Here is a 14,540-nt window from a genome sequence, read left to right on the forward strand (position 1 = left end):
GAAATCAGGATTTTTTATTTAAAATATTTATATTTGATTAAATAATTTTAGAATGCCCAAAAAAATTCTACTCATACTATTGTTCTTATTTACTTTTCAGAGTTCTTTCTCTCAAAACTATAAACTAACAAAAAAAGAAGTTTTCTCGTTGTTAGCAAAATCAGATAGTTGTATGTTTAAATCAAATTACAAACAGTCTCTTTCCCTTTCTTTTAAAGCTTTAAATAATGCTCTTGAATTAAACGATAATAAATTAATTTCGTTGGCTTATAATTCTATTGCCGTTACCTATGAAGAGATTTTAGAAGAAGATAAAGCATTGGATTATTATAAAAAAGCAATTTTTCACACTGATAAAGCAGGAAATGATACACTCAAAATTTGGTTTTATAATAATATAGGTAATATTTATTTGTACCGAAAAAATCAAATTGATAAAGGCATTGAATATTATGATAAATCGCTGGCTTATTCTCAAAAAATTAAAGACACCGGTGCAATAGTTTTGACTAAGATGAATAAATCTTGGGCTTTATTTCAAAAGAAAAAAAATGTTCAAGCCATTGAAAACCTCGATTATGCAGAAAAGTATATTGAGCACATTCTTTATCCGGATACAGAAACGTATCTTAATTTATTATTAGGTATCAAATTTAATTACTTAAAGAACAATGAAAAAGCAGGTTTTTATTTCAATGAAGCGATTAAGCTTGGTAAAAAAAATAATTTGGATGACTATTTATCGGATGCATATGAACAATATGCAAATCATTTTTTTGCTATTGGTGACTATAAAAATGCATACCTGAATTTAGATAATCATGCTGAAGTAAAAGACCGTGTTATTAATTCAGAAAAAGTAAAAAACAACCAAATAGTTGCTTTAAAAGCAGAATTGGATCAATCTAAAAAAGAAATCCAAAAAATTGCAAAAGAAAATAGATTACAGACTGAAAATTTAAAAAAGACAAAAATCATAGTAATCTTGATTTTGGTTTTCTTGCTATTACTGATGTTTATCCTTTATGTTTTATATCGAAATAATATTTTTAGAAAAAAAGTTAATGACTATTTAGAGGATAAAAATATAGAATTAAATATTGCCAAAGAAAAGGCAGAAGAAGCCTCAAAACTTAAGACTCAATTTATTTCTACGATTAGTCATGAACTGAGAACACCACTTTATGGAGTTGTAGGAATAACGAATATGCTTTCTGATGAACATAAAGAATTGGCTGACAGTCCGCATTTAAATTCTTTAAAATTCTCAGCCCGTTATCTATTATCGTTAGTAAATGATTTACTTCAAATTAATAAAATTGAAGAAAATAGAGTCGTTTTAGAAAATTTAACCATGAATATTACAGATGAAATAAAAATGGTTTCTAATTCACTTTCCTATATTGCCTCTCGAAATAATAATAAGATTGTCACTCAAATTGATTCTAAAATTCCGGAATATTTAGTTGGTGATAAACTCAGACTATCACAAATTCTAATGAATTTAGTGAGTAATGGATTAAAATTTACGCAAGATGGTGAAGTTCGTATCATTGTAAATTTAGAAAGAAATGAAAAATCAATTTGTTTTATCAATTTTGCTGTAGAAGATACCGGAATGGGAATCGCAGAGAAAGATTTAGGCAAAATATTTGACAAGTTTGTTCAAATTGACAGAAAAGAAGATGATTATCAAGGTGCAGGATTGGGTCTTTCTATAGTAAAAAAATTATTAACCTTATTTGGCAGTGAAATTTCAGTTGAAAGTAAAGAAGGTCATGGAACAAAATTTGCATTTACCATTGGATTTGATTCGGATATTTCTAAAGTAAATGAAATCATCAACAATATTCAAGTTGATTTGTCAACCGATCAGGTCTACAAAGTATTGGTAGTGGAAGACAATAAGATTAATCAAATGGTCACACGAAAAATCATGGAGAAAAACAACTTCAAAATAATAATCGTTGATGATGGTTATGCTGCGATTGAAGCATTAAATAAAGAATCATTCGATGTTGTTTTGATGGACATCAATATGCCACTCATTAATGGGTTTGATACTACTCGATTAATTAGAAAAAAAGGAATAACAATTCCTATTGTTGCTTTGACTGCTTTCGCTAAAGATGAAATTACAGAGGAAGCTATTTCTTCCGGAATGAATGATATTTTAGTCAAACCTTTTGAACCGGCAAAACTGATTCAATGTATTAAAACTTTGGTCAAAAAAACATCTTAATACCAACGTTTTTTATTTTTTTTTGAAGCATCTGATTTTCGTGAAGGCGATTGTTTTGTTACATTTCTGTAGTCTTTCTTTTCAGGCTCTATAACAGCATTTTCTTCATCAGTATTCCATAGATAAGGATGATCTTTAATTACTTTGACATTTACTTTTACCAATTTTTGAATGTCTTTCCAATACGGTTCTTCCTCTTTTCCACAAAAGGAAATAGAAATCCCACCATTTCCGGCACGACCGGTTCTACCAATACGGTGAACATAAGTTTCAGGAATATTAGGCAAATCAAAATTTAAAACATACGGTAAACTTTCAATGTCAATTCCTCGAGCAGCAATATCAGTGGCTACTAATACTGAAATTTCTTTGTTTTTAAAACTTTCCAAAACACGTTGCCTAGCTGTTTGTGATTTATCTCCATGAATAGCCTCTGCATTTATTCCGTTTTTCTTAAGTGCTTTTACCACATTATCTGCACCATGCTTTGTTCTGGTAAATACTAAAAGATTATTCAAATTTTCATTTCGGATTAAATGATAAAGTAATTTTCTTTTGTTTTCTTTGCCTACAAAATAGATTTTTTGTTCTACCGTTTCTGCCGTTGAAGAGATAGGGGTTACCGAAACATATTTTGGTTTTGTCAAATAACTATCTGCAATCTCTCGAATGGCTATAGGCATTGTTGCTGAAAACAAAAGTGTTTGTCTATTGGAAGGTGTTAATTTGATGATTTTTTTTACATCATTAATAAAGCCCATATCTAACATTAAATCAGCTTCATCTAAAACTAAATAATGCAAATGGTCTAAATCAATAAAACCTTGTTTGTTAAGGTCTAACAGTCGACCCGGGGTAGCAATTAAAATATCTACACCTTTTTTCAATTGATCTACTTGAGGAACTTGGCTGACTCCACCAAAAATTGTGATTTGTCTAACATTGGTATATTTACCATAGGTATCAAAACTTTCGCCTATTTGAATGGCTAATTCACGGGTAGGGGTGACTACCAATGTTCTGATATTTTTTCTTTTTTGGGCAGAGCCTACTATTCTGTGTAGTGTATTTAAAATTGGTATGGCAAAAGCAGCCGTTTTTCCGGTACCTGTTTGAGCACAACCTACTAAATCGGTTCCTTGTAATATGATTGGAATTGCTTGTTGCTGAATAGGAGTAGGGAAAGTATAACCTTCATCAGAAAGAGCATGTTGAATATTTTGTAATAGGTTTAAGTCTTGAAATGTCATAAAAATTATTTGCCGGCAAAGATAGGTTAAATAAATTAGACCTAAAAAGGCTTAGCTTTATGACATTTTAGTTAGTTATTCCGTTAAAATATTTTTTGCTTTGATAAAATCAGTGATTAAATACCCCATTAATTTACCTATCATTTGTGGATTTTTCTCATCACATAAATCCGGAGCTCCTTCACAAATATGAAGATATGAAGCGTTAGGATGTTGTCCGAAATGATGAATTAATTGTCTAGCCTGTTCTACTGAAAAACCACTTGGAGTCATAGCACTACTTGCAATGTTTGGAATAGAATCTAAGTCAATTTCAATTCCAAAACAATCGTTTTTAATAAAGGACAAGGCTTGGTTTAACTCTTGTTCAAAGTTTTTTACTTTACGGATGGAAATCTCATCATACGTATTGAATCGAACACGACCTTCTAAATCCTTTAATCGTAATAAAACATTTTTTGAAGTATAACTTTCATGCAAACCAAAAATGAAGTACTTTTTTAAAAACCCTTCATCAAATGAATAGGAAAAACCATTACCGCTATGTCGACCTTCTAAAATTCTAAAATCAGAATGAGCATCTAAATTAATGGCATTAATTGGTTTTCCTTTAGCTAAAGCAGTTCCTTTAATGTTTCCATAGGCATTGTTATGACCACCTCCAATAATAATTGGGATTTTACCGGCTTTTACAATGGTAAATATAATATGAGACACTTCTTTATCTAATTTTTCTACTAAAATGCTGAATTTTTTGCGATCATCTACATCATGAAAATTAAGATTTTCAGATTGTTTAAGCTCTTCTTTGACATCTAATGAGCCTAAAATAAGCAGTTGACTTCCTTTACAAAATCGATTATGTTGAATGTTCGCGATGCTTTTAATGGCACTTTCCCAGGCAGAAGCCGCACCGGGTCTCCCGGCATTTGCTCTCACACCAATGTCTTCCGGAATTCCGAATAAAACAAATTTTGCTTTACATTCGTTTAGAAACTGAATGGTATCAACATCTTTTGGAATTGTAAGCATTTTTTCACCAAATTTTATCTCACCACTTCTGTGGCTGGTTACTTTTCCTAAATCGATAGAAGTAAACGGAACTAAATTTTCCATAAAAATTATATTGTTCCAAAAATACTATTTTTATACAAAATAACGTTATCGTAATGCAAAACGAATCTAAAATAAATTTAACTTTGCTGTAAAATCAACTTAACAATGGAAAACCAAGACAACAACAATTCAAAACTGAAAGCGATAATACTTGTATTGTCACTTTTGCTATTAGCCAGCTTGGGCTATATGTTTAAAATGAGTTCTGATGCTAAAGATGTAGAAAAATCATTAACTGAAGTTACATCAAAAAAAGAAACTGCTCTTGCAGAGTTAGCTCAATTAAAAACGACTTATGATGCTGCTATTGCAGAAAACACTTCAATGTCTGAAGAATTAATTGCTGAGCGCGACAAAGTGGTTAAATTAATGGAAGAAGTTAAAAAATTCAAAGGCGATGCAGTTACGTTAGGCAAATACAAAAAACAAATTGGTGAGTTACAAGCTAAAATGAACATGCTTATCAAAGAAAATGAGGAATTAAAAGTTCAAAATCAGCAATTATCCGCAGAAATTGACAGCACGAAAACAATTTTAGTTGAAGCTAAAGAATACAACCAAGTATTAGCCGGACAAAATGAAGAATTGTCTAAAACTGTAGAAAAAGCTTCTAAACTTTCCATTCTTAATTTAAAAACCGGTGCTTATAAAGTGAAAAATTCCGGAAAAGAAGTAGCAACAGAAAGAGCCAGTAGAGCAGATATTTTAAAAATCAACTTTACAATTGCTGAAAATAGAGTGGCAAAGTCAGGTGATAAATCGTATTACATTCAAGTAATTGACAGCAAGAACAATGTTTTAGGCGAAAAGAAATTAGTTGAGTTTGGTGACAAATCATTGACTTACAGTTTTATTTCAACAGTTCAGTTTGAAAATAATACAGTAAACGTTTCTGAAAATCTTCCTGGTGAAAATTTTGAAAAAGGAACTTATTTTGTGAATATTTTTGACAAAGCTGAATTAGTTGGAAAAACTAGTTTCACTTTGAAATAAGAAATAAATAACAGTTAAAAAGGGGCTTAGTGCCCCTTTTTCGTTATGAAATTAACTTTCCTTCAATAAATACTTTTTCAATAAGATTAGAGCCAAATTCATAAGGCAATTGATAAAACGAATGAATTGGTTTCGTTAAAATTATATTGGCTTTTTTACCTTTTGTAATACTCCCGTGTGTATTTGAAATTCCCATAGCATAAGCTCCATTTATTGTTGCTGCATTGATGGCTTCTTCCGGAGTCATTTTCATTTTGATGCAAGCCGTTGCCACCACAAAATTCATATTTCCGGAAGGTGTAGTGCCCGGGTTATAATCTGATGCTAACGCTAAAGGTAAACCCGCAGCAATCATTTTTCTGGCCGGAGTATAGGGAATGCTAATAAAATAACTGCAGGAAGGCAACGCAACAGCCATGGTTCCAGCTTTTTTTAATACCTCGATATCTTCATCTGTCACTACTTCTAAATGATCTACGGTTAAAGCATTCTGTTTCACACAAACTGCAATACCACCAATTGCTGTAAATTGATTAACATGTATTTTTGGAATTAACCCATGTTTTTTTCCGGCAATCATTATTTGTTCGGTTTCTTCTACTGAAAAATAACCTGCTTCTAAAAAGACATCAATGTAATCAGCTAATTTTTCGGCTGCTATTTTAGGGAGCATTTCATTGATGATTAAATCAATATAACCGGCATGATTTTCTTTATATTCTTTTGGAAAAGCATGAGCTCCTAAAAAAGTAGCTTTTATTTGAATGGGATAATTTTTAGCCAATCGCTTGATGATTCTGAGCATTTTTAATTCTCCAACTACACTCAATCCATACCCGGATTTGATTTCGATAGCTCCGGTTCCCAATTTCATCACTTCTTCTAAACGAACTTTTGATTGCTCATAAATTTCATTTTCAGCCGTTTCATTCAATTTTTGAGCTGAATTTAGAATTCCGCCGCCACGATTGGCAATTTCTTCATAGCTCAATCCATTTATCCGGTCTACAAATTCTTGAATTCGATTTCCTGCGTATACTAAATGCGTGTGACTATCACACCAAGTGGGCATAACAATTCTGTCTGTTGCATCTATTACTTGTTCAAAAACTTGATTTGGGCAATTTTCCATGCTTCCAAAATCTGAAATGATATCATTTTCCAATAGTAAATAAGCATTTTTTATAATAGGCAGTACACTCATTTCTGAACCGGAAACTTTCTGTACTCCCATTTCTCTTACTTGAATAAGTTCCTTAATATTGATTAATATCGTTTTCATAAAGTAATGACATAATTATTTACCGTAAAAATAGAATGAAATAATTAAAACGCTTAATTTTATAAAAAATAAAATCCCGTGAAACGATTAAAATATAAAAAAGGTAGAAAAGTAGTATCCAATTATTTTGAATATACTGGACATCACAAAGAATTCCCTGTGGAACTGCAATTATATGTATATAATGCAGAATCCTATACTGAAACAAATAATTTGAATTTCAGTCAGGTTGAAATTCAATCCCTTTTAGCTTCTGATGATGTTAAATGGTTAAATATTCATGGTTTGCATGATGTTGAACTAATTAAAAAAATTGTAGAATCTATAGGAATTGACAGTTATATTGCCGGGGATATTCTAAATGTTGCCAAAAGAACCCGTATGGAAGAATTGGACGATGTAGTATTTTTTAGCATAAAGTCTATTTTACCGGAAGAGAATGAAACAAACGTTCATGTTGAACAAATCAGTTTTTTATTAAAAAATAATTTATTGGTTTCCTTTCAGGAAAAAAGAGGAGATTTTTTTACACACATCAGAGAACGAATAAAAACGAATTCCGGAATTGTTTGCAAAAAGAAAAATGATTTTTTACTATATCTAATGTTAGATGCGGTGATGGAAAACTTTTATATTACCATCGAAAAATATGAAGAATTAATTGATCAGCTTCAAACAGAATCAAAAGTAAATGAAAAACAAGATGTTTTAGTTCGGATTGAAAAATGCCGTGAAGATTTAAACTATTTAAAACGGTCCATTATTCCGTTAAAAGATTCGTTATATAATTTAAAATCAATACAAGATGATGATGATTTTAATGGTATTGAAAAATCAAATTTTACATTTTTTGCCCGTTTACATCAAAAAAGTCTTGAACTGTTAGACCAAATCGATTATGATATGAATTCCTTAGATAGTTCATCCAGTTTTTATTTCTCTGCCCAAAGTCAACGCATGAATGAAATCATGAAAACACTAACTATCGTTTCGGTTATATTTATTCCATTAACTTTTATTGTTGGTGTGTATGGAATGAACTTCGAAAACATGCCTGAATTAAAGAAACCCAATGGCTATTTCTTCACTTTAGCCGGCATGTTTATATTAGTGATGGGAATGATATTTTATTTTAAAAGTAAAAAATGGTTTTAACTAATTCACTGTAAACGTATAATAACCTGAAGACAAACTATTTGCAGTGGTAGCAATTGTTAAAAAGGTAGAACTGGTTGAACTATCAGAAATGACATCAAAATTTTCACCGTTATAACCCGCAAAAAAACCTATTCTAAATTGTCCCGGTTCGGTTAGCTTTATTCCGCCTCTAAATTCATATTTCTCATTCACTTGGTTGTAAATGGCAAAAGCAGTAATATAATTATTGATGGACACCGATCCGGATTCAATAATAAAGTTGTTTTCATTAGCAACACTTACCCAAAGGTTATCACTAGTTTTCTTTTCAATTGAATATAAAAAACTGAATTTTGAAGCATTCGTAGTTTTAAAAACATCTAAAGGAGTGGATTGATTTGGTTCTGTTAAATAGCGTGAAAAAGTATTAGTATTTAACCATAATATATCATTAACCTGATAATTCGTTTGTGTTTCAACATTTACTAAACCGGGAATAGTGGTGTAAACAGCATTGTAAAATTCATCATCTTCTTTGGTACATTCGGCTGCCATTAATAAAGTAGCTAACGCAAAAAATAAAGTATATTTTAATGTTTTCATAGTATTTTTAATTAAAATCGGTAACCTAAATTAATTCCAACGCGAGAAACAATTTTTGGGCTTTCACCACTACTGAAAAGATTTTTCCCCATACCAACAAAAATATCGATTCCGATTTTTTCTTTAATATAAAATTTATGTCCGACAGCACCTCCGATGGCAAAATCGGAATATTTTTTGTCGACAGAGAGGTAATAGCCATTATTATTCTCGTCAATTAATCGTTCTAATTCATGATAAGTCCCACTGTTTGCAGACACAAAAACTTCTATAAAATAATAACGAACTTGGCTTTTGGATAGTGAATAACGAACAAAAGGAATTATTTGATAATCTTCCAGCGTTCTGCTTTTCCCGTTGACATAATCATTCTCTAATGAATTACTTTCGTTTAAAATTCCACTTATTCCAATTGAAAAATCGGATTTTAAAAAACGCTCATAACTCACATGAATTTTTCCTAAAGCAACTAAGGAAACCAAATCAAATTTGATCTCATTCTTTCCTAAATCAAAGGCATTGTCATTTTGAGCAAAAGAAATTTGAGTAAGCATTAATAATAAAAAAAACAGCTTTTTCATTTTTTGGTTTTATAAAGTATGTAAATATATAAAAAGGAAGTTTTATTCGATAAAAATTAACCAAAATCTCGTTTAAATTTAATTTAGTGTCAAGGCTCCTAAAATTTCTTCTGATATAAAGGGTCCTCCGGGATAACGTGCCGTATAATCTAAGTTTAACCAAATTTGTCCTCTTTCATCAATATGGTAATGGATTTCTTTATTTTTACTTTCTGTAATAAATAAAACTTCTTTTATTATATAAACGGCAGCTTCCAATTCACTTTTTTTACCAACTAACATCTCAGGATAGATATGTCCACCGGTATGAATGAGTCGGGGAGTGCCGCCTATGGACCTAATACAAGCTGCCATTAGGATAGCATGATCGTCACAATCACCTGAAAAATGTATTAAACTTTCTGAAGCAGTTGCAATATATTCTTCTCCTTTTGGATCATTTACATAATTCCAACGATTTCTAATTTCTTTGAAAACTGCAAAGCACTGGATCATTTTTCGATGTTCTTTTTGACCAACAATATCTTTGAAATGTAGAGTTGTGGCTGTCAAAGCAAAATTTCTAACCCTTGGGTTATTAAAATCAATTGCTTTTATAATATCCGATTTATTTGGAAAGGGTAACAGTTTTGAAATAACAATATCCTGTGGATTAGGATCATCTGTCATCGAATAAACCATATAGCCATAATCTTGAAAAACTTTTTGAAAACCATAACCACCAAATACGGTTCCGTAAATTAAAGTGATAAGGTAAATGCCAATTCCCACGATGAGGACGGTTCTAATTAACCGTAAAATTAACTGAATTAGCGAGATAATAATTACCCCCATTAAAATTCTGTCAATGTCAAAAGGCCAATCCGGGTCAATTAAATTTTGATGTACAATGATAAATAAAGGAATCGCAATCAATATGTTCAAAACAAAAATGAGGACATCGTCCCAAGGTTTTTTTACCTGGAATTTAGTTTTAAGATCATGAAAATTAATTGATTCAAATACTTTCATTGACTAAAAAGTGTGCTTAGCTAAAGGCTACGGACAATTTTAGCAAAAGTACCTTTTTTATCTATAAGGGAAAGGTCAAACAGTTGATTTTGGACATTGTTTAACGTTTTTTCATCTAAATTCTTTTGTGACCATTGGGTAAGCGACAGCCATTCTTGAATATCTTCTAAATTTAATTGGTATCGGGAGGCTAGTGTTCGATCAATACTCGGAATATATTTGAATTCTTCTGTGGTTGCATTGATGATTTCTAAAATCAATTGAATGGTTTCAGGATTTTTGTCTAACATTTCATTGCGAACTGCAATAACGAAGCACGGCCAAGGAGTCGGGCAATCGGCAATTCGTTTAAAAACACCCTTATCTACGAATGGTTTGGTCATGAATCGTTCCCACATAAAGTAATCAGCTTTTTTATTTGCCAAAGCCTCAACCGCTCCGTCAATGGTATTCACAATTTCAAAGTTTAAATTTTGAATCTTCCAACCTTGATTTTGAGCATTTACTACCGCCATTAAATGCGAACCTGAACCGAATCGACTGATAGCAATGGTGCCATTTTCAAGTTCAGATAATGCTTTTACACTTGATTTTCCATCCACATGAATTCCCCAAATAAGCGGACTTTTCACATATACTTGTACAATTGATGAATCGTTACCATTGATAATATCTTTGACAATACCTTCGGTAAGAATGACCGCAATATCGGTTGTTCCTTCACGAAGCATTTGACACATTTTTCCGGTTCCTTCGGGAACGTCTGTCCATTCTAAATCGATGCCGGCTTCTTCAAATTCAACGTTTTCAATGCACAAATGCCAAGGTAAGTTGAAATGTTCGGGTACGCCGGCTATTTTGATGGTTTTCATTCGAGTTTAAAGTTGTTTAAATTGTTTAAGGTTGTTTAAATTAATTTTTCAACCAACTTATATTTTAATTTTTCAGAACTACTGATTAATTATTTTAATTGCTTCTTCAATGTATTGATTTGGGTTGTAATTTTTTGCTGATTCTTTTACTTCATAATCTATTTTAATTCCATTTCTTTGAACACCAATATCGTTTGGATAAAAAGCTCCCATTCCTGTAAAATCAATTGTTGTCTTATCGGATAGCGTAATTTCTATTCTATTCATAATCGCACCAAATGTTTGCTCCCCAATAGCAGTACAATTTGGCGATTGCTGAATAAGCATTGCAAAATATTCAGCCCTACTACCAGTACTTCTATTTACCATTAAAACGATTTTCCCTTTGAAGTACTTTCGGTTTTTTGAACCAGCTGCGAACGGATTTTTTAAAAACTTGAGTGGAGCTTGCATGTCATAATTTCCTAATGATGGTTTTGAGGGTGCTAAAATTTTAACAAATATTTTTTTCTTTGGATAAAGGTATTTCGCTATATCATCTTCGTTTACTTTGGTTGGATAATTTCTTAGATCGATGATAATTCCTTTTTTATTGGCAAATGAATAAAAAGCAGTTTTTAGTTCCTTTTTTGAAATTTTACCAAGATTAATAAATCCAATATCTGTATTTAATTCGTAGAAAGTTTCTTGTTTTGGTATTGAAATATTTTCCTTTTCTTCGGGTTTATAGGTTTCATATTCATATAATTTAACATATTTAGATTCTATTTTTTTATCTGCAGAAATGAATTTTACATGCATCGAATCTTTGTTTGACGACAACAGCCAATAATACGAATATATATTTCTAGCATTGTTTAGATTTGATGTACTGCCAAAGTCTTTAAATTTTTCATAAAAATAATCCTTTACGCTTTTACTTTCAATTTCATAAATTACATCTTTTAATTTTATATTGTCTTTTCCCGCTAACGATTTGCTGTGTAGAGTGGTTACTACTAAAGAATCATTAACCAACTTACCCCCAAAAGAAGCAAAGCGATTGTATACATTTTTAAAAATATAATCATTGAAATAATCTGAATGAGAATCGTTGAGTTTTGAAAATAATTTCATTTTTGCGAACTCAAATTTTTCTTCAGTGTCTGCATTTATAAAATCTAATTGCAAATTTTTGAGGACCTCACTCCAAGGTTCATCTGTCAGGTAAATATTGACATTCCAGTATTTCATGACGTTCCAAAAACTTGCTAAAAATAAAATGCGGTGGGACTTAATCCTATAATTGAAACTATCAAAACCTTTATCATTTTTAAAATTGATAAAATTATTCAGTTTATCAATTGATGCGTAAAAATCACCATAGTTTGAATTTTCTCTAATTTGATGAAGTTTGGATATTAAAATAGGGTTAAAATTGGACGTTTCAATCCATGAATAATCGTAATTTTTTGTAAATAGTTTCTGTTGATCATAAACTTTTTTTTTATACAATTTTTTGGTTGATTCACTTTCAAAACCAGTAATCCAAGAAAGAAGTTCTTGATTTAATTGTTCGTTTGTTTCGATTTTTTCAATTTTATCATAAAGGGTTATGAATTCCTGGTTCCAATTTAATTTTCCCTTACTGATTTCAGGATGATGGTATTTCAATAACCCCCATATTTGAATCAAACGTTCTATTTTCTGAGATTCTGGAACTTTTGTTTGTGAAAAAGTAATAAGAGAACTAAAAACGAAAATAAACAAAAGGATTTTTTTCATGTTATAAAGTAAAGAATCCATGCAATTTAGCTATTTTAAAAAAGCATTTAAATTGTTTAAGTTTATTTTAACGGCTGTCAGTTTTTTAGTTTTAAAAGCAACTATTTATTAATGTTCTCCATCTTCCACCATTTCCACATAACTCCCGCAGTATCGGGATAATCTTCCATCAATTGAAAACCTACTTTTTGTAAAATATGATTGGAAGCTCCATTTTGAGCATGGGTATATGCATTCATAGTTGCAATATTCATCTGACTGAATCCATAGTTCAACCAAGCAAGAGAAGCTTCTGTGGCGAAACCTTTGTTCCAGAATTTTTCGTCCAAGCGATACCCATAATCGTAAAAATTGGTATTGCCGTTTTCCACGTGGTCGTTTACGAACTTGATACCTGTCCAGCCAATGAATTCTCCGGTTTCTTTTAAAATGGTGGCAAACCGACCAATGTTGTTATCTACATATTGCTTTTGAACCATTTCTATGATTTTTATGGTTTCTTCAATGTGCTGCGTCGGATTTTGCCAAAGGTATTTGTGCACGCTTGGATTGTTGTCCATGGCAAACATGGTGGGTGAGTCGGTTATTTCAAGCGGACGGAGGAGGAGGCGGGTGGTTTCAAGGGTTAAATTCATAAAATTATTTTTTTTTGAACACAGATTTATGAAATATCAAAAATCATAAAAATTATGATGATAAATATTTTTTAAATTTCTCAAATTATTAAAATCTGTGTTCTCTATAAATTTCAAAAATATTAGTTTGCTAATTTATCCAACGCATATTCAATCAAAGCATTAACCGCTTGATATGGATTTTCGCTAAATATCCCGGTTGCTCGATTGGCAATAATGGCATTGAGCGACAAACATTCATGGCCCATTAATTTTCCCAAACCATAAATAGCTCCCGTTTCCATTTCTAAATTAGTAATTCGGATGCCTTTGTATTCAAAAGCGTCCATTTTTCTATTCAATTCAGAGTCTTGGATGCCCAAACGCAAAACGCGTCCTTGCGGACCGTAAAAACCGCCAACGGTTCCTGTGAATCCTTTATAAATGTGTGGACTATCCAATTTTTGTGCTAAACTTTCACTTCCTTTAATGATGTATGGTCGACCTTTTCGCAAATCCCAATTGGTTTGAGCGATAAAAGCATCTTCTATTTCCGTTGCACAAATAGCATCAATCAAATAGGAGCGAAGCATGTTGTCCAATCCCAAACCGTACTGACTCATGACAATACTATCCACGGGGATGTCTTTTTGTAACGAACCGGAAGTGCCAAAACGAATAATGTTTAACGAAGTCAATTCCTTTTTAATCGCACGAGTTTCTAAATCGATGTTGACTAATGCATCCAACTCGTTCATGACAATGTCAATATTATCCGGTCCAATTCCTGTTGAAATAACCGTTAATCGTTTGCCTTTGTAAACGCCGGTTTGTGTTTTAAATTCTCTTTTTTGCTGAGAAAATTCAATGCTGTCAAAATGCTGTGTAATTTTCTCCACACGGTTTTGATCACCCACAAAAATGATGTCATTGGCAATTTGGCCGGGTTTTAGGTTGAGGTGGTAAACACTGCCGTCGGGATTGAGAATTAATTCTGAAGATGGAATCATTTTTTTTGAGGTACTAAGGTTCTGAGGAGCTGAGGTTCTGAGGTTGGATTCAAAGTAACTTGAAA

The 14,540-nt window shown here is 31.5% G+C and carries 13 protein-coding genes; 3 read left to right on the plus strand and 10 right to left on the minus strand.

Translation table 11 applies throughout. The annotated features are described in order from the left end of the window. The first annotated feature begins 172 nt into the window (after positions 1-172). Positions 173-2,242, plus strand: a complete 2,070-nt coding sequence (locus tag ACIQ2Z_RS08235) for a response regulator (RefSeq protein ID WP_396183661.1) — start codon at positions 173-175, stop codon at positions 2,240-2,242. Here ACIQ2Z_RS08235 and ACIQ2Z_RS08240 read toward each other — a convergent pair. Continuing rightward, on the minus strand, positions 2,239-3,492 hold the full coding sequence (locus ACIQ2Z_RS08240; RefSeq protein ID WP_396183662.1) for a DEAD/DEAH box helicase: 1,254 nt from the start codon (positions 3,490-3,492) through the stop codon (positions 2,239-2,241). The genes ACIQ2Z_RS08235 and ACIQ2Z_RS08240 overlap by 4 nt on opposite strands. 75 nt (positions 3,493-3,567) lie before the next feature. Further along, a complete protein-coding gene (locus ACIQ2Z_RS08245; RefSeq protein ID WP_396183663.1) occupies positions 3,568-4,608 on the minus strand; it encodes a formimidoylglutamase in 1,041 nt (346 codons plus the stop codon). Positions 4,609-4,713: 105 nt separating this feature from the next. Here ACIQ2Z_RS08245 and ACIQ2Z_RS08250 point away from each other — a divergent pair, with 105 nt between their 5' ends. Beyond that, positions 4,714-5,601 carry a hypothetical protein gene (locus tag ACIQ2Z_RS08250; RefSeq protein WP_396183664.1) on the plus strand — a complete coding sequence of 296 codons (888 nt, stop codon included), beginning with the start codon at positions 4,714-4,716 and terminating at the stop codon, positions 5,599-5,601. 43 nt (positions 5,602-5,644) lie between these two features. On the opposite strand, the gene hutI is transcribed toward ACIQ2Z_RS08250, so the two are convergent. Beyond that, complete coding sequence (hutI, locus tag ACIQ2Z_RS08255) at positions 5,645-6,883, minus strand: imidazolonepropionase (protein ID WP_396183665.1); 1,239 nt, start codon at positions 6,881-6,883, stop codon at positions 5,645-5,647. A 78-nt stretch (positions 6,884-6,961) separates the two neighbouring features. Here hutI and corA point away from each other — a divergent pair, with 78 nt between their 5' ends. Then, positions 6,962-8,038: a magnesium/cobalt transporter CorA gene (corA, locus tag ACIQ2Z_RS08260; protein WP_396183666.1), complete on the plus strand. Its 1,077-nt coding sequence runs from the start codon at positions 6,962-6,964 to the stop codon at positions 8,036-8,038. On the opposite strand, the gene ACIQ2Z_RS08265 is transcribed toward corA, so the two are convergent. The 7 genes from ACIQ2Z_RS08265 to ACIQ2Z_RS08295 form a co-directional block, all read right to left on the minus strand. Continuing rightward, positions 8,039-8,623 carry a hypothetical protein gene (locus tag ACIQ2Z_RS08265; RefSeq protein WP_396183667.1) on the minus strand — a complete coding sequence of 195 codons (585 nt, stop codon included), beginning with the start codon at positions 8,621-8,623 and terminating at the stop codon, positions 8,039-8,041. It lies immediately after the preceding gene. 11 nt (positions 8,624-8,634) lie between these two features. Further along, positions 8,635-9,204 carry a hypothetical protein gene (locus ACIQ2Z_RS08270; RefSeq protein WP_396183668.1) on the minus strand — a complete coding sequence of 190 codons (570 nt, stop codon included), beginning with the start codon at positions 9,202-9,204 and terminating at the stop codon, positions 8,635-8,637. Positions 9,205-9,282: 78 nt separating this feature from the next. After that, positions 9,283-10,215 carry a transglutaminase gene (locus ACIQ2Z_RS08275; RefSeq protein WP_396183669.1) on the minus strand — a complete coding sequence of 311 codons (933 nt, stop codon included), beginning with the start codon at positions 10,213-10,215 and terminating at the stop codon, positions 9,283-9,285. A gap of 20 nt (positions 10,216-10,235) precedes the next feature. Continuing rightward, the gene (locus ACIQ2Z_RS08280; RefSeq protein ID WP_396183670.1) at positions 10,236-11,087 is read right to left on the minus strand and encodes a substrate-binding domain-containing protein; all 852 of its coding nucleotides are present in this window, start codon (positions 11,085-11,087) and stop codon (positions 10,236-10,238) included. Between the two features lie 78 nt (positions 11,088-11,165). Beyond that, the gene (locus ACIQ2Z_RS08285; RefSeq protein ID WP_396183671.1) at positions 11,166-12,851 is read right to left on the minus strand and encodes a S41 family peptidase; all 1,686 of its coding nucleotides are present in this window, start codon (positions 12,849-12,851) and stop codon (positions 11,166-11,168) included. 101 nt (positions 12,852-12,952) lie between these two features. Beyond that, positions 12,953-13,486, minus strand: a complete 534-nt coding sequence (locus tag ACIQ2Z_RS08290; protein ID WP_396183672.1) for a GNAT family N-acetyltransferase — start codon at positions 13,484-13,486, stop codon at positions 12,953-12,955. Between the two features lie 122 nt (positions 13,487-13,608). Continuing rightward, positions 13,609-14,475, minus strand: a complete 867-nt coding sequence (locus ACIQ2Z_RS08295; protein ID WP_396183674.1) for a nucleoside phosphorylase — start codon at positions 14,473-14,475, stop codon at positions 13,609-13,611. Positions 14,476-14,540 lie beyond the last annotated feature (65 nt).

The sequence above is a fragment of the Flavobacterium sp. genome (assembly GCF_044361015.1).
GTDB lineage: Bacteria > Bacteroidota > Bacteroidia > Flavobacteriales > Flavobacteriaceae > Flavobacterium.

Coding starts and splice junctions, on each gene's coding strand:
- ACIQ2Z_RS08235 (WP_396183661.1), top strand. CDS start 173: ATGTTTAAATCAAATTACAAACAGTCTCTTTCCCTTTCTTTTAAAGCT.
- ACIQ2Z_RS08240 (WP_396183662.1), bottom strand. CDS start 3,492: ATGACATTTCAAGACTTAAACCTATTACAAAATATTCAACATGCTCTT.
- ACIQ2Z_RS08245 (WP_396183663.1), bottom strand. CDS start 4,608: ATGGAAAATTTAGTTCCGTTTACTTCTATCGATTTAGGAAAAGTAACC.
- ACIQ2Z_RS08250 (WP_396183664.1), top strand. CDS start 4,714: ATGGAAAACCAAGACAACAACAATTCAAAACTGAAAGCGATAATACTT.
- hutI (WP_396183665.1), bottom strand. CDS start 6,883: ATGAAAACGATATTAATCAATATTAAGGAACTTATTCAAGTAAGAGAA.
- ACIQ2Z_RS08265 (WP_396183667.1), bottom strand. CDS start 8,623: ATGAAAACATTAAAATATACTTTATTTTTTGCGTTAGCTACTTTATTA.
- ACIQ2Z_RS08270 (WP_396183668.1), bottom strand. CDS start 9,204: ATGAAAAAGCTGTTTTTTTTATTATTAATGCTTACTCAAATTTCTTTT.
- ACIQ2Z_RS08275 (WP_396183669.1), bottom strand. CDS start 10,215: ATGAAAGTATTTGAATCAATTAATTTTCATGATCTTAAAACTAAATTC.
- ACIQ2Z_RS08280 (WP_396183670.1), bottom strand. CDS start 11,087: ATGAAAACCATCAAAATAGCCGGCGTACCCGAACATTTCAACTTACCT.
- ACIQ2Z_RS08285 (WP_396183671.1), bottom strand. CDS start 12,851: ATGAAAAAAATCCTTTTGTTTATTTTCGTTTTTAGTTCTCTTATTACT.
- ACIQ2Z_RS08290 (WP_396183672.1), bottom strand. CDS start 13,486: ATGAATTTAACCCTTGAAACCACCCGCCTCCTCCTCCGTCCGCTTGAA.
- ACIQ2Z_RS08295 (WP_396183674.1), bottom strand. CDS start 14,475: ATGATTCCATCTTCAGAATTAATTCTCAATCCCGACGGCAGTGTTTAC.